The organism is Lactobacillus sp. LL6, from assembly GCF_007570935.1.
Classification (GTDB): Bacteria; Bacillota; Bacilli; order Lactobacillales; family Lactobacillaceae; genus Lactobacillus.
Genome location: NZ_VLLR01000001.1, coordinates 173,476 through 195,806 on the forward strand (window position 1 = coordinate 173,476; position 22,331 = coordinate 195,806).

At 32.4% G+C, this 22,331-nt stretch carries 20 protein-coding genes and 1 pseudogene; 19 read left to right on the plus strand and 2 right to left on the minus strand.

Features of this window, described 5'->3' with window-relative positions; all coding sequences use genetic code 11:
• Positions 1-18 precede the first annotated feature (18 nt).
• The 8 genes from FOD82_RS00860 (at position 19) to FOD82_RS00895 (ending at position 10,869) form a co-directional block, all read left to right on the plus strand.
• On the plus strand, positions 19-1,287 hold the full coding sequence (locus tag FOD82_RS00860) for a carboxylate--amine ligase (RefSeq protein WP_144354626.1): 1,269 nt from the start codon (positions 19-21) through the stop codon (positions 1,285-1,287).
• A 185-nt stretch (positions 1,288-1,472) separates the two neighbouring features.
• The gene (gene nrdD, locus FOD82_RS00865) at positions 1,473-3,677 is read left to right on the plus strand and encodes an anaerobic ribonucleoside-triphosphate reductase (protein ID WP_144354627.1); all 2,205 of its coding nucleotides are present in this window, start codon (positions 1,473-1,475) and stop codon (positions 3,675-3,677) included.
• Positions 3,661-4,374, plus strand: coding sequence for an anaerobic ribonucleoside-triphosphate reductase activating protein (gene nrdG, locus FOD82_RS00870; RefSeq protein WP_144354628.1), 714 nt, complete (start codon positions 3,661-3,663; stop codon positions 4,372-4,374). The genes nrdD and nrdG overlap by 17 nt, the downstream gene beginning before the upstream one ends.
• A 42-nt stretch (positions 4,375-4,416) precedes the next feature.
• Positions 4,417-4,974, plus strand: coding sequence for an iron-sulfur cluster assembly protein (locus tag FOD82_RS00875; protein WP_144354629.1), 558 nt, complete (start codon positions 4,417-4,419; stop codon positions 4,972-4,974).
• On the plus strand, positions 4,971-6,176 hold the full coding sequence (locus FOD82_RS00880) for a DUF438 domain-containing protein (protein WP_144354630.1): 1,206 nt from the start codon (positions 4,971-4,973) through the stop codon (positions 6,174-6,176). The genes FOD82_RS00875 and FOD82_RS00880 overlap by 4 nt, the downstream gene beginning before the upstream one ends.
• 78 nt (positions 6,177-6,254) lie before the next feature.
• Positions 6,255-7,541, plus strand: a complete 1,287-nt coding sequence (locus tag FOD82_RS00885) for a PAS domain-containing protein (protein ID WP_144354631.1) — start codon at positions 6,255-6,257, stop codon at positions 7,539-7,541.
• Between the two features lie 96 nt (positions 7,542-7,637).
• Complete coding sequence (locus tag FOD82_RS00890; RefSeq protein WP_144354632.1) at positions 7,638-8,855, plus strand: MFS transporter; 1,218 nt, start codon at positions 7,638-7,640, stop codon at positions 8,853-8,855.
• Between the two features lie 61 nt (positions 8,856-8,916).
• Positions 8,917-10,869, plus strand: a complete 1,953-nt coding sequence (locus tag FOD82_RS00895) for a M13 family metallopeptidase (RefSeq protein ID WP_144354633.1) — start codon at positions 8,917-8,919, stop codon at positions 10,867-10,869.
• A gap of 45 nt (positions 10,870-10,914) precedes the next feature.
• On the opposite strand, the gene hflX is transcribed toward FOD82_RS00895, so the two are convergent.
• Complete coding sequence (gene hflX / locus FOD82_RS00900) at positions 10,915-12,180, minus strand: GTPase HflX (protein ID WP_144354634.1); 1,266 nt, start codon at positions 12,178-12,180, stop codon at positions 10,915-10,917.
• Positions 12,181-12,382: 202 nt separating this feature from the next.
• Positions 12,383-12,574 (minus strand): annotated as a pseudogene (locus tag FOD82_RS09760) (DUF3644 domain-containing protein); the annotation flags it as partial.
• Positions 12,575-12,891: 317 nt separating this feature from the next.
• On the opposite strand from FOD82_RS09760, the gene FOD82_RS00905 reads away from it, so the two are divergent.
• Genes FOD82_RS00905 through FOD82_RS00955 form a run of 11 tightly spaced genes read left to right on the plus strand, consistent with a single transcriptional unit; the run spans position 12,892 to position 22,329 of the window.
• On the plus strand, positions 12,892-13,923 hold the full coding sequence (locus FOD82_RS00905) for an LCP family protein (protein ID WP_144354635.1): 1,032 nt from the start codon (positions 12,892-12,894) through the stop codon (positions 13,921-13,923).
• A 4-nt stretch (positions 13,924-13,927) separates the two neighbouring features.
• Positions 13,928-14,788: a Wzz/FepE/Etk N-terminal domain-containing protein gene (locus FOD82_RS00910; RefSeq protein ID WP_144354636.1), complete on the plus strand. Its 861-nt coding sequence runs from the start codon at positions 13,928-13,930 to the stop codon at positions 14,786-14,788.
• Between the two features lie 15 nt (positions 14,789-14,803).
• Complete coding sequence (locus FOD82_RS00915; protein WP_144354637.1) at positions 14,804-15,610, plus strand: CpsD/CapB family tyrosine-protein kinase; 807 nt, start codon at positions 14,804-14,806, stop codon at positions 15,608-15,610.
• Complete coding sequence (locus FOD82_RS00920; RefSeq protein ID WP_144354638.1) at positions 15,610-16,380, plus strand: CpsB/CapC family capsule biosynthesis tyrosine phosphatase; 771 nt, start codon at positions 15,610-15,612, stop codon at positions 16,378-16,380. Before FOD82_RS00915 ends, FOD82_RS00920 begins: the two co-directional genes overlap by 1 nt.
• 30 nt (positions 16,381-16,410) lie before the next feature.
• Positions 16,411-17,064, plus strand: a complete 654-nt coding sequence (locus FOD82_RS00925) for a sugar transferase (RefSeq protein ID WP_144354639.1) — start codon at positions 16,411-16,413, stop codon at positions 17,062-17,064.
• An 18-nt stretch (positions 17,065-17,082) separates the two neighbouring features.
• On the plus strand, positions 17,083-18,207 hold the full coding sequence (locus tag FOD82_RS00930; protein ID WP_144354640.1) for a glycosyltransferase: 1,125 nt from the start codon (positions 17,083-17,085) through the stop codon (positions 18,205-18,207).
• Between the two features lie 21 nt (positions 18,208-18,228).
• The gene (locus FOD82_RS00935; RefSeq protein ID WP_144354641.1) at positions 18,229-19,314 is read left to right on the plus strand and encodes a glycosyltransferase; all 1,086 of its coding nucleotides are present in this window, start codon (positions 18,229-18,231) and stop codon (positions 19,312-19,314) included.
• The gene (gene pssD, locus FOD82_RS00940) at positions 19,311-19,763 is read left to right on the plus strand and encodes a PssD/Cps14F family polysaccharide biosynthesis glycosyltransferase (protein WP_144354642.1); all 453 of its coding nucleotides are present in this window, start codon (positions 19,311-19,313) and stop codon (positions 19,761-19,763) included. Before FOD82_RS00935 ends, pssD begins: the two co-directional genes overlap by 4 nt.
• Before the next feature lie 14 nt (positions 19,764-19,777).
• Positions 19,778-20,248, plus strand: coding sequence for a PssE/Cps14G family polysaccharide biosynthesis glycosyltransferase (pssE, locus tag FOD82_RS00945; protein ID WP_144354643.1), 471 nt, complete (start codon positions 19,778-19,780; stop codon positions 20,246-20,248).
• Positions 20,249-20,263: 15 nt separating this feature from the next.
• A complete protein-coding gene (locus tag FOD82_RS00950; RefSeq protein WP_144354644.1) occupies positions 20,264-21,316 on the plus strand; it encodes a glycosyltransferase family 2 protein in 1,053 nt (350 codons plus the stop codon).
• A gap of 20 nt (positions 21,317-21,336) precedes the next feature.
• Positions 21,337-22,329, plus strand: coding sequence for a Stealth CR1 domain-containing protein (locus FOD82_RS00955; RefSeq protein WP_144354645.1), 993 nt, complete (start codon positions 21,337-21,339; stop codon positions 22,327-22,329).
• Positions 22,330-22,331 lie beyond the last annotated feature (2 nt).

The following is a 22,331-nucleotide window of genomic DNA, read 5'->3' on the forward strand; positions in this document are numbered from 1 at the left end:
TAGGGGTTTATTTTTAAAATGACTAAAAAATTTACGCCAATTTTGCTTGGTAGTGATATTAACGTTTATGGTATGGCTCGTTCATTTAATGAAGCCTATGGAATCAAAGTTAAGGCATTAGCTGATACACAGCTTGCCGCAACTCGTTATTCTAAAATTGTTGATGTAGAACTTCATCAAGGATTCAGTGAAGATCCAACTTTCATGGAAGTTATGAAGAAAAAGATGGAGATTTACAAGAATCATAAAGAACCAGTTATCTTGATTGCTTGCGGGGATGGTTATGCTGAACTTCTTGCTAAACACAAGGATGAATTGAGTGAAGTTTTCATTGTTCCTTACATTGATTACGATTTACTTGAAAAGCTCATTTCAAAAGAAGGATTTTATGAAATCGCTGAAGAATATGGATTGCCATATCCAAAGACTAAAATTATTACAATGGATGATTTTAAGAGTGGCGACTATATGGATGTTCCTTTTGACTTCCCTGTTGAACTTAAGCCAGAAGATCCTGTTTCATGGCTTGATGTTCACTTTGAAGGTCGAAAGAAAGCCTTCACTATTCATGATAAAGATGAGTTTAAGGATATTGTTGGAAAAATCTACGGCAACGGTTATAAGGCTGACCTTATTTTACAAGACTTTATTCCAGGCGATGATTCTAACATGAGAGTACTTAACGCTTATGTTGATAAAGATCATCAAGTAAAAATGATGTGTATGGGTCACCCATTACTTGAAGATCCAACTCCACAATCAATTGGTAATTACATGGCAATTTTGCCAGAATATAATGAAAAGTTATATGAACAAGTTCAAACTTTCCTTGAAAAATTGAACTACACTGGTATGGCAAACTTTGATATTAAGTATGATGAACGTGATGGTCAATACAAGTTCTTCGAAATCAATTTGCGTCAAGGTCGTTCAAGTTTCTATGTTACTTTGAATGGCTATAACTTGGCTAAGTGGTATATTGATGATTATGTTGAAGATAATTTAAAGGATAAAGACACTGTTTATGGTAATAAACTTAAGAGTAAATACATGCTTTGGCTTGGTGTTCCTGTAAAAATCTTCAAAGAATATGCTTATGAAAATGAAGCTAAGGATACTGCAGAAGAATTAATTCATGAAGGTCGTTATGGCACCACTGTATTTTATGATAAAGATCGCGGATTTAAACGTTGGCTTCTTATGAAGTATATGTTCCATAATTACTTTGCTCGTTATAAGAAATATTACCAAGTAAACAAGGGGCAATATTTTGAAAAGCGTAAATAATTAATGATAAAAATATCTCGAATTAATTTTCGGGATATTTTTTTGCAAAAATTTGTAAAAGTTTGAATAATCAAGTTAGACTAACTTTTTGCTAAATACAAGTTATAGTTGGCTGAAATTATATAGAATACAAGATGTTGTGGTTTATGGTATTATTACTTCATGAAGATTTGGAGTGAATAAAAATGCTAAAAGAATTACAGCTGCAAGAAGAGAACTTACAATTACCACAATATTTTATTAAGCGTGATGGCGCAAAATATCCTTTTGCTAGCTTTAAGTTAAAAACGATTATCCGTGAACTTAATTTAGCAAATGCTCAGGATGATATTTTAGTTAAAATTTCGGACAAACTTGCTGGAAAAAATATCGTAGAGGCTCTAGAAGTAGCTAAAGTATTTAGAGAGTCTTTAAATGAATTAGGCTACTTTAAAGAAGCTAACGAGTATAAGGAATATCGCAAAAAAGATGAAGCAGAATGGTGTAAACAAACAGATACTAAGAATCGATTAGAGCGTTTAGTCCATAAAGATCCAACGATTGTTAATGAAAATGCTAATAAAGATAGTGATATTTTTTCAACTCAAAGAGACCTAACAGCAGGAACGGTTGGAAAAACTGTCGGATTAACTATGATGCCTCAACATATCGCAAAAGCTCACTTACGCGGAGATATTCACTGGCATGATTTGGATTATACGCCTCTGTCACCAATGTCAAATTGTTGTTTGATTGATTTCAAAGAACTATTAACTAATGGCTTTAAGATTGGAAATGCTTATATGGAAAGTCCAAAATCTATTGGAGTAGCCATTAGTCAAGTTGCTCAAATTATTACTAACGTTGCTTCAAGTCAATATGGTGGCTGCTCATTTGATAGAGCTGATCAAGTATTGGCGCCATTTGCTCAAAAAAATTATGAAAAGCATTTAAAAGATGCTCGTGAGTTAATTGATGATGAAGAAAAAGCAATTGAATTTGCTAAAAAACGTACAAAAAAAGATATCTATGATGCAATGCAAAGTTTGGAATATGAAATTAATACCATGTTTTCAAGTCAGGGTCAGACACCATTTACTAGTTTAGGCTTTGGACTTGGAACATCGTGGATTGAAAGAGAAATTCAAAAAGATATCTTAAAAGTAAGAATTGAAGGATTGGGAAAAGAACACCGAACAGCAATATTTCCAAAATTGCTATTTACTATTAAAAAGAACCTAAATCTTCATCCTGGAGATCCCAACTATGATATTAAAAAGTTGGCAGTTCAATGTTCAACCAAAAGAATGTATCCAGATGTTTTAATGTATGATTCAGTAGTAAGAATCACTGGTTCTTTTAAGTGTCCAATGGGGTGCCGTTCATTTTTACAAGGTTGGAAAGATAAAAAAGGGACTGAGGTTAATTCTGGCAGAATGAACTTGGGAGTAGTCACTGCTAACTTGCCAAGAATTGCAATGGAAAGTCATGGTGATATGGATTTATTCTGGAAAATTTTTAACATCAGAATGCAAACCTGTCATGAAGCATTAAAATTTAAGGCTCATCGTGTCACTGAGGCTAAACCTATCAATGCTCCGATTCTTTATCAATATGGTGCTTTTGGTAAACGTCTTGCAGAAAATGGAGATGTTAATGAATTATTCAAAAATGGTCGAGCTACTATTTCCTTAGGCTATATTGGACTTTATGAAGTAGCCACTGTCTTTTATGGACCAAATTGGGAGCATAATAAAGAAGCACATGATTTCACTATTGAAATTGTAAAAAGAATGCATGATTTATGTGCAAAATGGGAAAAAGAAGACCCTAATCATTATCACTATAGCCTTTATTCAACACCAAGTGAAAGTTTAACTGATCGGTTCTGCAAACTAGATACTAAAAAGTTTGGTAAAGTTAAAGATATTACTGATAAGGAATACTATACTAATTCTTTTCATTATGATGTTAGAAAACACCCAACTCCTTTTGAAAAATTGATCTTTGAAAAAGACTATCCGCAATACGCTGCAGGTGGATTTATTCACTATTGTGAATATCCAAATCTTAAACAAAATCCAGCAGCTTTAGAAGCTGTTTGGGATTGGGCTTATGATAAAGTAGGCTATTTAGGAACTAACACACCGATTGATAAGTGTTATAAGTGTGGATTTGCTGGAGAGTTTCAAGCAACGGCTAAAGGCTTTCAATGTCCTGAGTGCGGTAATCATGATCCCAAAACTTGTGATTGTGTTAAGAGAACTTGTGGGTATTTAGGTAATCCATTGAAGCGTCCAATGGTCCACGGACGTCATGAAGAAATTGCTAGTCGAGTTAAACACATGTCTAGTGGCTTAGTTAAAGAAGAAGCAGAAGAGGAATTTAACAAAAATGCCAGAAAAGGATAAGAATCATCAAGAAGGTCCTGATATTCGTAGTAATTTGGTAAAAGTTAATATTGATGGTGATACAATTTTTGTAGATTCTAATCAATATAAACCTCAAGTTGAACATGCTAAAAAACTTTTAAGACAAAAACGCCTTCCTAAAAATCCTAAACCCCAAGAATGGAAGGCAAAGGATTACAGTTTAGATAAAATTGCTGACTATAAACCATTTAATTTTGTTGATGGGGAAGGAGTTCGCTGCAGTCTTTATGTATCAGGATGTTTATTTGATTGTCCGGGATGTTATAATCTAGCAGCTCAAAATTTTAATTATGGAACTCCCTATACCCAAGAGTTAGAGGATAGAATAATTGAAGATTTAGGTCAGAGTTATGTTCAAGGTTTAACTCTATTAGGAGGAGAACCTTTTATGAATACAAAGGTTTGTCTTAAATTGATTGATCGAATTCGGGCAGAGTTTGGACATGAAAAAGATATCTGGTCTTGGAGCGGCTATACTTGGGATGAGCTTCAAAAAGAAACATCAGATAAATTAGAAATGCTATCAAAAATTGATATTCTGGTAGATGGACGATTTTTGGAAGCAAAAAAGGATCTGACTTTACAATTTCGTGGGTCAAGCAATCAAAGAATCATTGACGTACAAGAGTCTTTGAAAGAAAATAAAGTAGTAATTTGGAAAAATTTAGTGAGGTAATAAAAAGCAGTTGCATGGCAATTGCTTTTTTTAAAGGAAAATATGGACGAGAGAAAGTTAAAGCTAGTTGACCAAATAATGCAGTCATTGCAGACAGTGATTGATCCTGAATTACAAGTTGATGTTGTTAATTTGGGTTTGATTTATGGAATTGATATTAATAAAAATAAGGCAGTTGTAAGCATGACTTTAACTATTCAAGGCTGTCCACTATCAAGTTTTTTGCAAGATAGTATTGAAGAAGCTGTTACAAGTGTTGATGGAATTGACAACTGTCAAGTAAAGCTTGTCTGGTATCCAGTTTGGACGCCAGAGCGAATGAGTGAAGAAGCAAAGGAAAAATTGGGAATGCAGAAATCTACAAAGAAAAAACTTGATAAAGTAATAGATTTTAATATACCAATTAAGCAGCTAGCAGATAAGTATCCTGATTTTGTTCAGATTATGTATGATACAGGTTTTACTAGAATTAAAATTCCTGGTTTAATAAAAACGGTCGGCCGAGTAATGACTATTAAGTTGGGTGCTCAAGCAATGAATATTAATTTAGAAAAAATAAAGAAGGCTTTTGAAATGAAGGGCTATAAGGTGGAAGTATGACTCTAAAAAAGGAAAGACAAGATGCAATTTTGAAAATTTTGCATTATATTCAAAACGGCGGCGATTTAGAAACTGCAAAAAAGATGTTCAAAGAAGCCTTTGATAAAGTAGAGGTAAGTGAAATTACTGAAGCTGAACGTACACTTATTGCACAGGGTCTAGATCCGCGTGATATTCAATATTTATGCAATGTACATGTAGATTTGTTTAAAGGAAATATCCAAGAAAATCCTGAATCTCAAGCTTTTGAAACTCCAGGTCATCCAGTTCACACCTTTAAGCTAGAGAATATGGTAATTCGTTCTTTAATTGAAGATTTTTTGCTTCCTAATTTACAAAAATGGGAAAAAACTAATGATGATGAAATCTTATCTCAAATTCAACAAGCACTTCGTGATTTAGCAACTATTGATAAGCACTATACTAGAAAAGAAACTTCAATTTTTCCAATTATGAATAAATATGGCATTACAGCTCCTCCTCAAGTAATGTGGGGAGTAGATGATAAAATTCGCCACTTAATTCATGATAGTGAAAATGCGGCTAATAAAATTCCAGTTAATAAGGATAAGCTTCATGACTTAATAAGTGAAGCTAGTCATGAAGTGCTTGAGATGATTTTTAAAGAAGAAAAAATCATGATCCCCATGATTGATAAAGTAGCAAATGAGCAAGATTGGGCAAATGTAAAAAATGAAGAAGCGCAAATTGGTTATACTTTGATTGCTAAGCCAATGAATTGGAAACCTGCTTTACCAAAGTCAGTTAGCGGTATAATAGATGTAAATAAGTTGAGCAGCTTCTTTATTAACTTTAAAGAGGGTAGTCTTAATTTAGAACAATTATCTGCAATTTTAGATTTATTGCCATTTGCTCTCACTTTTGTGGATGAAAATGATAAAGTGGCATATTTTGGCGGGGGTGCGAATATTTATCCGCATTCTAAAAATTCAATCGGAAATACTGTTTTTGAATGCCATTCCGCAAAAAGCAGACCGATCATTAAGAAAATTTTTCATGATTTTCATACTGGTACCAAAGATAAAATTGAGTATTGGTTCAAGCCTAAAAAGTTGGGGAAAATGCTTTATTTACGCTATTATGCAGTTCATGATAAAAATGGTAAGTACTTGGGATGTTTAGAGGTTGCAGAAGATATAACTGAAATTCAAAAACTATCTGGTGAAAAAAAGACGATGTAAGCATTTCAAAAACTGATAAAATAAGATTATACTATTGTTTGTGTTTAATATTTTTTCTTCTAAGAAGGTGGCTGGAAAATGACGGATGAGAAGAATTTAGATTTAAAACGACAAAAGCATATTTTAAAAGTCCTCAAATTTTTACAAGAGGGCGGCGATTTTACCAGAGCAAGTATTTTAGTTAACAAATCTAAAAATATGCGCATAAAAAGTGCATCAATTAAGGGACACCCCTTGAATACCTTATATGCAGAAAATGATGCTATTGAAGATTTAATCAATAATCAATTGTTGCCTGATCTTAAAAAATGGCAACAAAGCGGTGAAAATTCTCTTCTCCTTAATAGAATTAAGGATGAACTAGTAAAGCTTCACAAAATAAATAGACATTACAAACGAAAAGAAAACTCACTATTTTCATTTTTAATAAAATATAATTTAATTACTGAGCGAACTACATCTTCTCTTTGGGAATTAGATGATAAAATTCGGGAAACAATTAAAATTGCTCAAGAAGCTGTAAATTCTACTCCGCAAGATGACAAGTATGTCATTGAAGCCAAAATTGAAAAAGCGGCTCATGAAGTTATGCAGATGATTTTTGTGGAAAATACGATATTTTTGCCAATTTTAGGGATGCTTTTAACGCCTGAAGATTGGTACACTATTAAGCAAGATGAACTTGAAATTGGTTATACTTTAATTAATAATCCGACTAGTTGGATGCCTACTAAGAGTGAAATTGATGCATCTAATTGGGAACATGACCAAGTGCAGCTTACTGATGAATTTAAAAAAGAATATAACAATTTCTTAAAGTGCTATTTGTCTCTTGATGATGAAATTAATGGAAAAGCTGATGAAATTCAAGTTTTAAACGGGGCAGAAAATTATCCCGTAGGTGAATCAGAAAGTAGTCCAGATTTACTTTTTGAAGATTTGAAAGATACAGTAGTTAAAATGGAAATTGGTTCTCTTAGTCTTAAAGAGATTCCAGCTATTTTTAATGTTTTGCCAATTGACTTAACTTTTGTTGATAAGTATGATCGAGTAAAATGGTTCTCTAATACTGATCGTGTATTTCCTCGCACGCGTAGCGTTATTGGACGACCAGTTATTAGGTGTCATCCACCTAAAAGTATTGATAAAGTACTGAAAATCTTAGATGATTTTCACAATGGTTATGCCGACAGTCAAGACTTTTGGGTTAATGTTCATGGACGTATGATTTATATGTGTTTCTATGCGGTACGCGATAATGAAGATAATTATTTAGGTTGTTTAGAAACAGTCCAAGATATTACTAACTTTAAGAATATTATTGGTGAGAAAACTTTAGAAAATCAAGATAAGTTTAAGAAGTAAGATGATTGAAGAGACAACGCAAAATTTGTGCGTTGTCTTTTTTCATCTAAAATTGTTATAGTTATTATTAATTAAGAAAAAAGAAGGGAGATTTTTATGAAAAAGGCACACGGACTAACTCAGAACGATGAAATTAAATTGCGTTGGTTAATAGTTGGCGAACTTGCAACTTGGATTGGCGCCAGCTTTATTTGGCCATTAACGTCAGTTTATTTAAACAAGCAATTACATATCAGTCTTTCAATGATTGGGGTTGTACTCTTTTTTAACTGTGCAGCTAACATTTTAGGATCAATTTTGGCAGGACGTCTTTATGATAAATATAATCCATATCCTTTGGTTTTATGGGGGCTTGGGCTTGATGCAGGCGTTTTATTTTTAATGGCAATGTTTCATGGATGGCCAGAGTATTGGGTATGGTTGACAATCACTGGTTTTTTAGGTGGGTGGAACGGTACACTCATTAACTCAATTGCTACTAGTCTAAAGAGTCATCCAGGACGCTATGTTTTCAATGTTTTATATTTTTCACAGAATTTAGGAGTAGTTACTGGGACCTTAATTGTTGGGTATCTTTATGATTATTCTGTAACACTTTTGTTTGTAATTGCAGCTATTTTATTTGCAATTGCATTAGTTAATGCTCTTATTAACTATAAGCCTATCATTGCTTTTCATAAGGAACGTTTAGCTCAAAAGCAAAACGGTCACACACAAAAGGCTGAGCCAATGCCAAAGCGTAATTTTATTTTAACAATGGTTTTCTTTGCTACGCTTGCTATGACTTGGCTAATGTATATGAATTGGGAATCAAACTTATCAGTTTATATGGTTTCCTTGGGAATACCATTTCATATGTATAGTCTTTTGTGGACACTTAATGCTGGAATCATTGTGGTAATGCAAGGAATTTTGGCACGTTTTCCAAATATTTTTAAAAATCTCTTTCATCAAATTATCTTTGGAATTGTAATGTTCTCATTATCTTTTATTACATTAGTTTTTGCCAAAGACTTTGCTCATTTTGCCCTCTCGATGATAATACTAACTTTAGGTGAGTCAACAGCTTTTCCAGCCATTCCTGCTTATGTTAATGATTTATCTCCTGCAACAAGCAAAGGTAAATATCAGGGATATAATATGGTAGCTTCAGGAGTGGGCCGCGCTTTTGGTCCTTTATTTGGCGGGATGGTAATTGACCAGGCTGGCTATATTTCATTCTTCTGGGTAGCTGCAATTTTAATCTTTTTAATGATTGTAATAATGGTTCCTACCTATATTAAAGTAAGAAAAGGTTTGAAGATTTACAAATAAATTTGTTTGCATTAAAATAGGCTTAATAATATTTGAACATGATTAAAAGGAGGAATTTTCCTTGAATAAAACATTTGCAATTCGTGGCGGCAGCGGCAATATTATTGAACCCGATGTAAATGCACGTCCACAAGATAATCTTTACTTAGCAGTTAATTCACAATGGCTTGAAAATGCTAAAATTCCATCAGATAGATCCAGAATCAGTTCTTTTGATGGAATTGACTTAAATGTTGAAAAAAGTTTAATGAAGGACTTTGCAGATTGGGCTGATGGTAAAAAGTCAGTCACTGATGTACCCAACTTAGAAAAAGCAGTAGAATTTTATAAACTTGCGCGTGACTTTGATAAGCGTAATAGTGATGGTGCTAATCCAATTAAAGCAGATATGACTTTACTTGAAATGATTCAAGATTTTACTGACTTTAATTTAAAGGCAGCTGATTTATATAAGGCAGCATTTAGCTTGCCATTTAGTTTCTTTGTTGATGCAGATATGAAAAACACTAAAGTCAACGTTTTGAATTTTAGTGGTCCAAGCACATTCTTACCAGATACTAAAACTTATGAAACTGATGGTGCTGAAAAATTGCTTGAAATTTTGAAAAAGCAATCAATTAAGCTTTTAACTATGGCTGGAGTTTCTGAACAACAAGCTACTGAATACGCAGAAGATGCCTTGAAGTTTGATAAGCGTATATCTAAAGTTGTTAAGTCTACAGAAGAATGGGCTGATTACCCAGCAACTTACAATCCAATGCCAATTAATGATTTCCTTGGTAAAATCAAGAACTTCAACATGAAGCATTTCTTAGATGGTGCTTTTGGAGAATTGCCAGAGCGAGTAATTGTTAATGAACCAAGATTTTTAGAGCACTTTGATGAACTTATTAATGAAGATACTTTTGATGAAATCAAGGGCTGGATGATGATTAAGTTCATTAATGGAGCAGCTAGTTACTTATCACAAGAATTTCGTGAAGCTGGTTTTGCTTTTAGTCAAGCTTTATCTGGACAACCAGAATTGTCTAGCGGTGAAAAGCAAGCCTATCGTTTAACTAATTCCGTTTTTAGTGAAGTGGTTGGGGTTTACTACGGACAAACTTATTTTGGTGAAAATGCTAAAAAAGATGTTTTAGACATGATTCATAAAATGCTTGATGTCTATGAAAAACGCCTTAAAGAAAATTCATGGTTATCAGAATCAACCAAAGAAAAAGCAATTGTAAAACTTCGCGCTCTTATCTTGAAGATTGGTTACCCAGATAAGATTGAAGAAATTTATAATCGCTTAAAGGTAACACCAAAAAGTGAAGGCGGAAGTCTTTATTCAAATGCTCGCAGCTCTGAAATTGAATCAGTAAAATACAACACTGAAAAATTACACAAGCCAGTTGATCGCACAGTATGGATGATGCCAGGCAACCTTGTAAATGCATGTTATGATCCACAAAGAAATGACTTAACTTTCCCAGCAGCAATTTTACAAGCACCATTTTATGATATTAAGCAAGATCGCGCTGAAAACTTTGGTGGAATTGGTACTGTAATTGCTCACGAGATAAGTCATGCCTTTGATAATAATGGGGCAAAGTTTGATGAACTTGGCAATATGAAGAATTGGTGGACTGATGAAGACTTTAAGGAGTTTGAAAAGCGTACCCAAGCAGAAATTGATTTGTTTGATGGAATTAAGTATGGTCCAGTAGTTCTTAACGGTAAGCAAATTGTTAGTGAAAATATCGCTGACCAAGGTGGACTTACTGCAGCGGTTGAAGCAGCAAAGGGTGAAAGTGATGACCTTAAGAAACTCTTTGAAAACTTTGCTCGAGTTTGGGCTAATAAGCAACTTACTGAATCCATTAAAACGCAAGTTGCAATTGATGTTCATGCTCCAGGTCCTGAACGTGCTAATGTACAATCACAATGTCAAGATGACTTCTATGAAGTTTTTGATGTTAAAGAAGACGATGGCATGTGGCTTGATCCGGATAAGCGTGTACATATTTGGTAATAGATATAATAAAAAACACCTACGTCAATAACGTAGGTGTTTTTCTTATACAATGAATTTCTTGAATTTAGCTTGATCTTCTGGTGCAATATTTGCTGTTACATACACACCATCATCTTTAAACTGTTCATCTGTTACTTGAGCATGTTCATGTAAGTATGCAAGAGATTTGCCATCTTCAATTGGTAGAACCAAGTGAAACTCTTCGTAATTTGCAAAGATACGTTTCACAATAAAATCAGCCAGCATCTTAATAGATTTTTCATCGGTTGCTGAATAAAGAATGTCATTGCCTTCAATTTGTGGATAAGCACGGTTAGTTTTATCAGCTTTATTATAAGCTGTAATCATTGGGATTCCTTTGACTCCGACTTCATCAAGTACATTTTGTGTAGTGCGAATCATCTGGATCATGTTAGGGTCGCTTGAATCAACCACATTAATGATTAAGTCAGCATCACGCGCTTCTTGCAAAGTTGCCTTGAAAGATTCCACCAGGTTGTGGGGCAGTTTTGAAATGAAACCAACGGTGTCAGACAATATAAAGTTAAAGTTATTGCCTAAATCAATTCGGCGTACACTTGTATCAAGGGTAGCAAAAAGCATGTTTTTAACAAAAACTTCTTTGCCTTCTTCATTGTCGGAAAAAGCCTTGAGCAAGCCATTCATCGTAGTAGATTTACCAGCGTTGGTGTAGCCAACAAGAGCGACTTTAGGGATGCGGCTTTGATTACGACGACTAGCTTTAATTTCTTCTTGTCCTTCGACGGCTTTAAGTTCCTTCTTGATTGCAGCGATTTGCTTACCGATTGTCCGGCGATTTAATTCTAATTTTGATTCACCGCTACCACGGTTGGCAAAGCCTCCACCACGCTGTTGGTCAAGATTATTTTCAGAAGGGTGCAAGCGTGGTAATTCATATTGAAGGTGCGCAAGTTCTACTTGAAGCTTGGCTTGCTTAGTTCGTGCTCGACTTGAGAAAATTTCTAAAATCAATTCAGTACGGTCAATTACACGGAGTTTGGTCATTTTTTCTAAGTTACGAATTTGCACAGGTGTAAGTTCATCGTTTAAAACCAGGACTTTGGCTTTCAAGCCTTGAGCCATTGTGCGAATTTCATTGATTTTTCCAACACCAAAATAAGTCCCAGCTACAACATTTTCGGCGTTTTGCTGGCTACGTCCAACTACTTCCATATTATTAGCTTCAACTAAGCTAGCAAGTTCGCTCATGTAATAGTCAAAGTTTGGGTCTTTCAAGTTAACTCCAGCAATATAAGCTTTAGTTTTTTTAGGTTGATTATCTATCATATTTTCACCTCATATTTCTGATTTTTGTACGTGCTTATTATAGATTAAGGGGGGAGAGATGGCAATTTTGGAGTATTTGGAAAATTTGTTTTGTAGGATAATTGTAATACAAAGATAACTTGTGAAGGATTAAAGCTGAGTTCCCAAATGGGAGTAAAGTAATGACCGAGAATTCTCATGTTTCTGACTCCTGGGGTTATCTTTATTTTTTTATCTTATTTTTATTTAGTTCATATTTAATGTTAATTAAAATTTTAGAATTCTTTTGGATCTCGTTTACTATAAAATCTATAATTTGAATTGAATAGTCATATCGATTAGCTAATTTATAGTAATAACAATATTTTGAATCAGTTTTTAGATGATAAAATTTAGTAAATAATTGGAAGTCATAACTGTTAAAGGTTGATTAAGTACTTTTGTTTAGTAATCTAGCAGAAATGTTTTCCATAAATATAACTCTCCAAATATAATTTATTAAAATAAATTTGTATTAATTATATCAAAAAAGATAATCCTAAAATTTTAATATTTTCTTCTTACTCTTACGATAACCCTTCTGCATATATAGTAGAAAAAGGTAAAACATAACACAAAAGCATATGTTTGTCACTTCATGTGCCTTGAAAAGGGTGGCATAATTATCCAAACCGATATATAATAGTAAAGATTCTGAAAAACTATTAAACTTTGAAACTAAGGGGATAGAGCATGGCAGAAGATAATAAACAAAAAAATGTCCAGCACCATCATCACCACCATAGGCATCACAGAAGACGTCGCAAGTTTTGGCGTATTTTCTGGATCGTGATTGGCGTTGTGGTAGTTGCTGGTATTTTTGTTGCTGGGATGATGTACAAGAATCTTCGTGACACCACTAACAGCATGTATACTCCAGTTGCTAAGTCAACCACGAGTAATAAAGGACGAAATCTAGACGATTTATTAAAAGAAAAGAAACCTATTAACATTTTGCTTCTTGGAATTGATACCGGGGCTATGAACCGTCACTGGAAAGGGCGTACTGACACAATCATGATGATGTCAATCAATCCAAAGAAAGGTACAACTGATATTGTATCTATTCCACGTGACTCAGCCGCAATTTTTCCAGATTTCAAGAGCTACGGTGTTACAAAAATTAACTCAGCATACACTCTAGGTGGTGTATCTGAAACTATTAAAACGCTTGATAAATACTACAGTGTACCAATTGATGGCTATATTTTGATTAATATGGGCGCACTTCCAAAGGCAATTGATCAAGTTGGTGGAATTGAAGTAACTTCACCATTGACCTTCGACAATATGGGATACCATTTTGAAAAAGGAAAGACTTACCATTTAAACGGTAAGAAAGCGTTGGCTTTTGCTCAACTTCGCCACGGTGATCCTCGTCAAGATTATGGTAGACAAGACCGTGATCGCCGTATTGTTATGGGACTTCTTAAGAAGTCAGTATCTCCAACTACTCTTCTTAATACTAAGTTTCTCAATTCAATTGCGGATGAAATGCAAACTGACCTTACTATGAACCAAATGTACAAGATTGGTATGGATTACCGCAAAGCTACTGAAAACGTTACCCCAGACCACGCACAAGGCGTAAGTAAGGAAACCAATAACGTTAAGTTTGGCGTTATGGAAATTGAAGTCATCAGTCAAAAAGAACGTCAACGTGTATCTGACAAACTCAGAAAAGCACTTGATCTTTCAACAACTACTGTAACTAATAAGGAATAAGTGAATGGAACAAAAACAAGATTCAACAAATACAATTGATTTAACCCAGTTAATTCGCATCTGTAGAAAGCATATCTGGGCACTCATTCTCTGGAGTGTCGGTCTTGCTCTTGTAGGTTGGGGAGTGGCAAGTTTTGCAATTACCCCTAAATACACTTCTAGTGCACAAATCTTAGTTAATCAAAAGGCTAACAAGAATGACCCAAATGCAGCTTACAACACTCAACAAGCTAACATGCAACTTGTTACTACTTATAAAGATATTGTAACTAGTCACGTTATCTTAAGCGAAGCTTCTGATCGTTTAGAAAATCCAGTTAGAGTAATTAAAAAAGCTCAACCTGCTAAATATACTACTGATGAAAATGGTCAAAGAAGATTAGTTCGTAAAGCAAAACCTGCTGTAATTGATCGTTCAGGTAAAGCATATTCAGTAAGTGCTAACCAACTTCAAAAGGCTATTTCAGTTTCTACTCAACAACAATCTCAAGTCTTCTCAATCAGTGCTAAGTCAGATAATCCTGATAAGTCAATGGCAGAAGCAAATGCGGTGGCTGAAGTTTTCAAAGATCGTATTAAGTCAATTATGAACGTTAACAACGTTACTATCGTGGCTCCTGCAACTAAGGGAACTCAAACTTCACCTAATGTTAAACTCTTTACTTTAGCTGGATTTGTAGTTGGACTTATCCTTTCATTTGCAGTAGTAATGATTCGTGAAATGTCAGATACTGCTGTTCGTGATGATGACTACTTGACTAAGGATTTGGGCTTGACTAACTTAGGTCAAATTGCTCACTTCAATGTTTCATCATCATTTAAGTTGAATGACAATAAGACAACTAAGAAGAGACGCAGAGTATAGGAGGGATTAGCAGAAATGGCATTATTTAAGAAAAAACGTGGTACTAACGAAACCATGAAAAAGGGTGCGAAGCTGATTACAGCAGCTAATCCGCAAAGCCCTGTTTCAGAACAATTCCGTACTGTTCGTACTAACATCAACTTCATGAGTGTTGATAAGGAAATCAAGACTGTGGCTTTTACTTCAGCTAACATCAGTGAAGGTAAGTCAACTGTAACAGCTAATGTTGCAATTACCTATGCTCAAGCTGGTCGCAAGACTCTTTTAATTGATGGTGACCTTCGTCGTCCTACTCTTCACTCAACTTTCAATGTGAAAAATAATAAGGGTTTGACTACTGTATTGACTTCTGATGCAGATGAAATTGATTTGGATGATGTAGTTAAGCCAAGTGGTGTGAACAACTTGTCAATTTTGACTTCTGGTCCAATTCCACCAAACCCTGCCGAACTTATTGGTTCACATCGTATGCAAACTTTCATTGACCTTGTTAAGGCACACTATGATTTGGTAATCATTGACTTGGCACCAGTATTGGAAGTTTCTGATACACAAGAATTGGCAAGTCATCTTGATGGTATAATTTTAGTAGTACGTCAAGGTAAAACTCAAAAAGTTGCTATTCGTCGTGCTGTTGAAATGCTTGAATTTGCTAAGGTTCGCATTTTGGGCTATGTAATGAACGATATTACTGCTGAAAATAGTGGCTACGGTTATGGATATGGCTACGGTTACGGCTATGGTTATGGATATGGTCAGCCTAAGAAGCGTAGTTTCTTTAGTCGGGCATCAACTGATAATTCTCAGGAAGAGGCTAAATAATGACTTTAGTAGATATTCACTGTCATATGTTGCCAGGGGTTGATGATGGTTCTAAAGATTGGTCAACTTCAATTAAGCTTGCTAAAGATGCTGTAGCCGATGGTGTAACCCATGCTGTAGTTACTCCGCATACATTAAATGGTAAATATCTCAATCACAAAAAGGATATCATTAACTTGACTAAGCAATATCAAGAGATGCTAGATGAGGCGAATATTCCCTTGACCGTTTTTGCGGGACAAGAAGTTCGCTTATCTGGTGACCTTATTGATGCAATAGAAAAAGATGATATTCTTTTTTGCGATGAAGAGGGTACTTATATGCTCTTGGAGTTTCCGAGTGAAGATGTACCAACTTATGTTAAGGATACGATTTTTAGATTGCAAGGTTATGGAATTACACCTGTGATTGTGCACCCCGAACGTAATAATCGTATTTTGAAAGAACCTGAAATGCTGCAGGACTTAATTGAACAAGGCTGTCTTGTACAGATCACTGCGAGTTCTTACACTGGCTTATTTGGGAGTAAGGTGGAGAACTTATCAAGGAAGTTAATTGAAGCTGGACAAGGTTGCACTTTTGCAAGTGATGCTCATGATCTTCCACGCCGTGAATATCAATTAAGTGAAGCTTATAAAAAAATGGCTAAAGAATTTAGTCCAGAATTAGCAGAATCATGGAAAGAAAATTCCCGTAAAATTATCAACGGTGAAAATGTACAAATGGATTGGAGACCATTAAAGAAGAAAAAGAAGTTTTGGCTGTTTTAACAGTAAGGAAACGAGTGAATAAAAAAGGAAATGTTGAGTATGAAACAAATTCAGCTAAATGAATCAAAGGTGCAAGGACGATACTTTTATCGCAGCGTTAAACGCCTTTTTGACATTGTAGCTAGTGCAATAGCTTTAATAATTCTATCGCCGTTATTCTTGTTCTTGGCAATTAAAATCAAGCATGAAGATCATGGTCCAGCTTTTTATTCACAAGAGCGAATTGGAAAAGATGGTAAGCCATTCAAAATGTATAAATTTCGTTCAATGATTGTTAATGCTGACCAACTTGTTGAACAGCTTGAAGAACAAAATGAAATTGATGGGGCAATGTTCAAGATTAAAGATGATCCAAGAATTACCAAAGTTGGTAAGTGGATTAGAAAATATAGTCTTGATGAATTGCCACAATTATGGAATGTCTTAATCGGTAATATGTCGCTTGTTGGTCCTCGTCCACCTCTTCCAATTGAAGTGGCAGAATATACAGACTATGACAAACAGCGCTTACTTGTAATACCAGGCTGTACAGGTCTTTGGCAAGTAACCAAGCGTAACGATGCCGATTTTGATGAGATGGTTTGGCTGGATATTATTTACATTAATAACTCTGGAATCTGGGAAGATTTTAAGATTCTTGTGAAGACCATTGGGGTTGTTGTTAATCCGAATAGTGCATATTAGAATTGTTTAGGTGATTTTATGAAAAAGTTACTGGTAGTTGCTCAATCGTTGGGCGGTGGTGGAACTGAAGTTGCTATGATTGAATTTTTAAATCATTTAAACAGTACTCATTATGATACGACACTATTATTAATCGATGATAATGAAGAGTATAAATATAGATTAAAACAAAATATTAAAATAAAACATATTAAGTTTGATAGTACTTTTTATAAAAAATTGGCTTCAACAAATTTTGTAGAAGGTAAGGTTTTGAAAAAGCTAAAAATAAACAAATATGCTGATTTGTATAGAATGATTGCCAAACATGCATCAAAATTAGATGAATATTTTGATGTTGGAATTGATTTTTATGGATACGGTTCATTTACAACAGCATATTTAGCTTTAAATGTAGATGCTAAAAGAAAAGCTTTTTGGATACATGATCAGCATATGCCGTGGATTGTTAATGTAAGCAGATATTTTAAATATTATGATACTATATTTGGTGTATCAAAAGCTATTATAAATTCATTTAATTCTCTTTATCCTGCAGAACAAATAAAAAGTAAAATTATATATAATGTGATAGATACTAGGGAAATAATTAGAAAATCTAAAGAATTTTTACCTCAAGAATTTTCTAATGAAGTATTTAAAATTGTTACTGTAGGACGTTTAACAGAGCAAAAGGGATACGATATTGCTATTGACGCAGCAAATGAATTAAAGAAAAAGAAAATTCCCTTCATTTGGTATGTAATTGGTGATGGAAGGGATAAAAATAAGTTACATCATTTAGTTGAAAATAAAAACCTCCATAGTAAATTTATTTTACTTGGTAGAAAGAATAATCCATATCCATATATTAAAAATTGTGATTTATATGTACAACCATCTCGGCATGAGGGGTACGGACTAGCAGTTTTAGAAGCTAGAACGTTAAAAAAGCCTATAATAGTATCTGATCTTCCTGCTTTTAGAGAACAGATAAAGGATAAAGAGAATGGAATTATTTCTAAATTAAGCCCTAGCGAGTTAGCTAAAAATATTGAAAAAATGTATTTCAATAAATCATTAAGATTTAGATGTGCGACTAGTTCAAGTAAAGTGAATTTTGATGATGAAATAAAAAAATTTGATCAATTTAGCAATTCATAATGTAATAAGGATTCGATAAGTATGAAAATATTGATGGTAAATACTATAAATTTAGAGAAGAATGGTATTACTTCTTTTATAGTTAATAGTAGTATAGTTCTTGCTAAATCAGGTATAGATGTAACTATAGGGGCATCAAATGATATAACAAATGAATTAAGAGATACTCTTAAAGCAAATAATATTGATTATTTAAAGCTCCCTAATCGTAAACAATCTTTATTAACTTATTATAGTAGGTTAAAAAAATATCTTATTAATAATCATTTTGATTTAGTTCATATTCATGGTAATAGTACTACTATGGTTTTAGAGTTATTAGCTGCAAAAAAAGCAGGAATAAAAGTTCGAATTGCACATAGTCATAATACTACTACAGAACATCCATACGTAAATAAATTGTTGAGATTAGCATTTAATTCTTTAGTAACTGGGGAAATTGCTTGTAATAATGCTGCAGGGGAATGGTTATTTGATGATAATAAATTTATAGTTATTAAAAATGGTATATTTTTGAATAATTATAATTATGACTCTAATATTAGAAAACAAATTCGAAATAAACTAAATATAAAATCTAATAATATTCTATTAGGGCATGTTGGCTTTTTTAATTATCAAAAAAATCATGATTTCTTTTTAAAATTAATGCCATTATTAGATGAGAAATATAAATTAATATTAATAGGTGATGGTATTGAGTTTCAAGATTTTAACAAAAAAGTTAAAGCTGCACATTTAGAAAATAGAATTATATGTATTGGTTTAACAGATAAAGTAGCAAATTATTTATTTGCTATGGATATATTTGCGTTGCCATCGAGATATGAGGGACAACCTTTTGTTATTATAGAAGCCATAGCTACAGGATTGAAGTGTATTATTTCTAATAATGTTTCTAAAGAGATTGATGTTACAAAAAATTCTTCATTTATAGAATTGGATGCTGAAAAATGGGCTAAAAGTATTAAGAATTATAAGGAAAATAATAGAATTGAACAATATAAAAATAATCAAGAAATTTTAGCTCAAGAAGGTTATGATATTGTGAAAAATACAAAATTATTGATCAATTATTATTTAGAATTAATGGAAAAAGAAAAGTGAAAATTTTGTTTACAAGTTCATCTGGTGGTCATCTTGAAGAACTACTACAATTAAATAGTATTATTATAGACAATGAATCTTACATTCTTACAGAAAAAAATAAAAAAAATCTAAGTAAATTTAAAAAAGTTTTTTTATTAAATCAAATTAACAGAAAAGAAAAAAGTTTTTTTATGCATTTCTTAAAGTTGTTTTTTATTTCTAGTAAGATATATAGAAGGATAAAACCAGATACAATAATCTCTACAGGTGCGTTAGTTACAGTACCTATTTGTATTATAGGGAAATTACATCATAAAAAAATTATTTATATTGAGTCATTTGCTCGTATAAATACTCCATCATTGACTGGTAAAATTATGTATAAATTTGCTGATGAATTTATCGTTCAATGGGAAGATATGCTAAAGTATTTCCCTAAGGCACATTATTGGGGTGGTATTTTTTAATGAGGTAGCAATATATGATTTTTGTAACTGTTGGTACACAGAAATTTCAATTCAATAGATTGTTAAAAGAAATAGATATATTAATTGCTAACAATCAAATTATAGATAAAGTTATATGTCAGTCAGGATATTCTACATATATTCCTAAAAATTATTCTATTCAAAGATTTATGAATGGAAATGAATACGAAGAAAATATAAAGAAATGCAATTTATTAATAACTCATGCTGGCGTAGGAACTATATTGACTGGTAAAAAATATAATAAACAAATTATTGTGGTTCCTAGACTTTCAAAATATAATGAGCATATTGATGATCATCAGTTACAGATTGCTGAAGGATTTGCGGATAAACAATTAGTGTTTGAATGTAAAGATATTAGCAAATTGAAAAATATAATTCAGGGTAGTCATAAAGAGTTAGTTCAATATGATTTTAATAATAGAAAATTTTTAAATGCTTTTAAGAAAATTTTATATTGAGGAGATTAAGTTCTAGTGAATGTAGATAATGCTAAAGTTTCAGTAATTGTTCCTGTTTATAATGTTGAAAGCTATTTAAAACAATGTATAGACTCATTAGAGAAGCAAACATATACTAATATTGAAGTGATTTTAGTAGATGACGGGTCAACTGATAAAAGTGGAGAAATATGTGATAGATATTCAAAAAAATATTCAAATATAAAAGTTTATCATAAAAAAAATGGTGGACTAGTTTCTGCGTGGCAATATGGTTTAAACAAATCTATGGCAAATAACATTTGTTTTGTAGATCCAGATGACTATGTAGAAAAAAACTATATTTTAAGTTTAAAGAATGCAATGGATAAATATAAAACTGATGTTGTATTTGCTCCAACTTATAATTATCATGCTGGTAAAATTACAGTGTTAGGCAGACTTAAATCAGGATTATATAAAGGTGAAAAATACAATAACTTAATACAATATAATTTATTTAATGATGGTCACTTTCAAGATAGACTAATTACTCCTAATAGATGGGGAAAATTAATAAAAAAAAGTTTAATATTAGAGAATTTAAAGTATGTAGATTTGGGTATGACATACGGAGAAGATGTAAGTATAATAATTCCAATCGTATTATCTATTAAAGCCTTTTATGTATTACCTTATAAAGAAAACGGTTATATGTATAGGATAAGGAATGGCTCAATGATACAAGCCTATGATAAAAATCGTTGGAATAGTGTGAAATTAGTATATAAGAATCTTTATAAAGCACTCAAAGATAAGCATGCAACAGATACCATGTATAAGCAGTTATATATTGATTATGCTATAGCTTTAATATTGAGTTATAAAAATTATATAAAATCTCCAACTGCTACAGTAAATGGATCATATAATTTATTATTAGAAATGCAGAACACTTGTTTGTATAAAAATATAAAATCAGTAAAAAATATAAAAAATACAGGTTATATCAATAACTTAATTTTATTTAATTTAAAGCATAAAAATTATATAGTTAATAAAATACTTTTCGATTTTCTTAGATTAGGGTTTAAATTTAAGAGTAAATAGATAATATAAAGGTGAAACTAATGAAATCTTCAATTGATTTTGTGTTTACATGGGTAAATGGAAATGATAAAAAGTGGATAGAAAAGAAAAAATTGTATTTAGAGGGTACTAAGTCAAAGTTTGATAAAAATGATGATGTACGTTTTAGAGATTATGATACTTTAAGGTATGCTTTGCGGAGTGTTGAAAAATATGCTCCATGGGTTAGAAAAATATTTTTGATTACAGATGAGCAAAAGCCCAAGTGGTTGAATAACGAGAATGAAAAGTTAATAGTTATTGATCATTCACAAATTATTGATAAAAAATATCTCCCTTTGTTTAATTCTAATGCTATTGAATTAAACATGGATAAAATACCTGGATTATCAGAAAACTTTGTGTATTTTAATGATGATATGTTATTAACGCAACCTACTAACTCAAAAGATTTTTTTTATGATAATCTTCCATGCGATTTTAGAATATATTCCGATATTATCCCTATTGAAGATTTTAATCATATTCCGATTAATAATGAAATATTGTTAAATAAATATATAAATAATAATTGGCCATTATCAAGAAATGGATTAGTTAATAAAGTTTATGGAAAACATCAATTAAAAGAGTTACCTTTTTTAATTCAAGCTAAAAAGCGTGGAATTCCAGGATACATTGAGCCACATGGACCGCTTAGTTTTAAAAAAGAAACTTTTCAAAAAGGAAGAAAAATCTGGAAAAAAGAATTTGAGTCTATGAATACTCATAGATTTAGAAGTAAAGATGACATTTCAATTTGGTTATTAAGACATCTTCAGTTGGAATTTGGGCAATTTAATCCAATTAATCCCGATAGAAATAGAACGTATCCTATAGATAATCTACATTCCTTAAAATTAGAGTTAGAAAAAGGAAATGCACTAAGTATCTGTATAAATGATAATGAAGTAAGCGATTATAATAAAAAGATTGAAGAAATAAAAGAGTTGTTACAACAAAAATATCCAAAAAAATCACAATTTGAAAAGTAATA

Bases quoted from the DNA above. Each gene is read 5' to 3' on its own strand.
- FOD82_RS00905 (WP_144354635.1), top strand. From the start codon at position 12,892: ATGGCAGAAGATAATAAACAAAAAAATGTCCAGCACCATCATCACCAC.
- FOD82_RS00955 (WP_144354645.1), top strand. From the start codon at position 21,337: ATGAAATCTTCAATTGATTTTGTGTTTACATGGGTAAATGGAAATGAT.
- nrdD (WP_144354627.1), top strand. From the start codon at position 1,473: ATGCTAAAAGAATTACAGCTGCAAGAAGAGAACTTACAATTACCACAA.
- FOD82_RS00920 (WP_144354638.1), top strand. From the start codon at position 15,610: ATGACTTTAGTAGATATTCACTGTCATATGTTGCCAGGGGTTGATGAT.
- FOD82_RS00930 (WP_144354640.1), top strand. From the start codon at position 17,083: ATGAAAAAGTTACTGGTAGTTGCTCAATCGTTGGGCGGTGGTGGAACT.
- FOD82_RS00860 (WP_144354626.1), top strand. From the start codon at position 19: ATGACTAAAAAATTTACGCCAATTTTGCTTGGTAGTGATATTAACGTT.
- hflX (WP_144354634.1), bottom strand. From the start codon at position 12,180: ATGATAGATAATCAACCTAAAAAAACTAAAGCTTATATTGCTGGAGTT.
- FOD82_RS00885 (WP_144354631.1), top strand. From the start codon at position 6,255: ATGACGGATGAGAAGAATTTAGATTTAAAACGACAAAAGCATATTTTA.
- FOD82_RS00935 (WP_144354641.1), top strand. From the start codon at position 18,229: ATGAAAATATTGATGGTAAATACTATAAATTTAGAGAAGAATGGTATT.
- nrdG (WP_144354628.1), top strand. From the start codon at position 3,661: ATGCCAGAAAAGGATAAGAATCATCAAGAAGGTCCTGATATTCGTAGT.
- FOD82_RS00910 (WP_144354636.1), top strand. From the start codon at position 13,928: ATGGAACAAAAACAAGATTCAACAAATACAATTGATTTAACCCAGTTA.
- FOD82_RS00875 (WP_144354629.1), top strand. From the start codon at position 4,417: ATGGACGAGAGAAAGTTAAAGCTAGTTGACCAAATAATGCAGTCATTG.
- FOD82_RS00915 (WP_144354637.1), top strand. From the start codon at position 14,804: ATGGCATTATTTAAGAAAAAACGTGGTACTAACGAAACCATGAAAAAG.
- FOD82_RS00880 (WP_144354630.1), top strand. From the start codon at position 4,971: ATGACTCTAAAAAAGGAAAGACAAGATGCAATTTTGAAAATTTTGCAT.
- pssE (WP_144354643.1), top strand. From the start codon at position 19,778: ATGATTTTTGTAACTGTTGGTACACAGAAATTTCAATTCAATAGATTG.
- FOD82_RS00890 (WP_144354632.1), top strand. From the start codon at position 7,638: ATGAAAAAGGCACACGGACTAACTCAGAACGATGAAATTAAATTGCGT.
- FOD82_RS00925 (WP_144354639.1), top strand. From the start codon at position 16,411: ATGTTGAGTATGAAACAAATTCAGCTAAATGAATCAAAGGTGCAAGGA.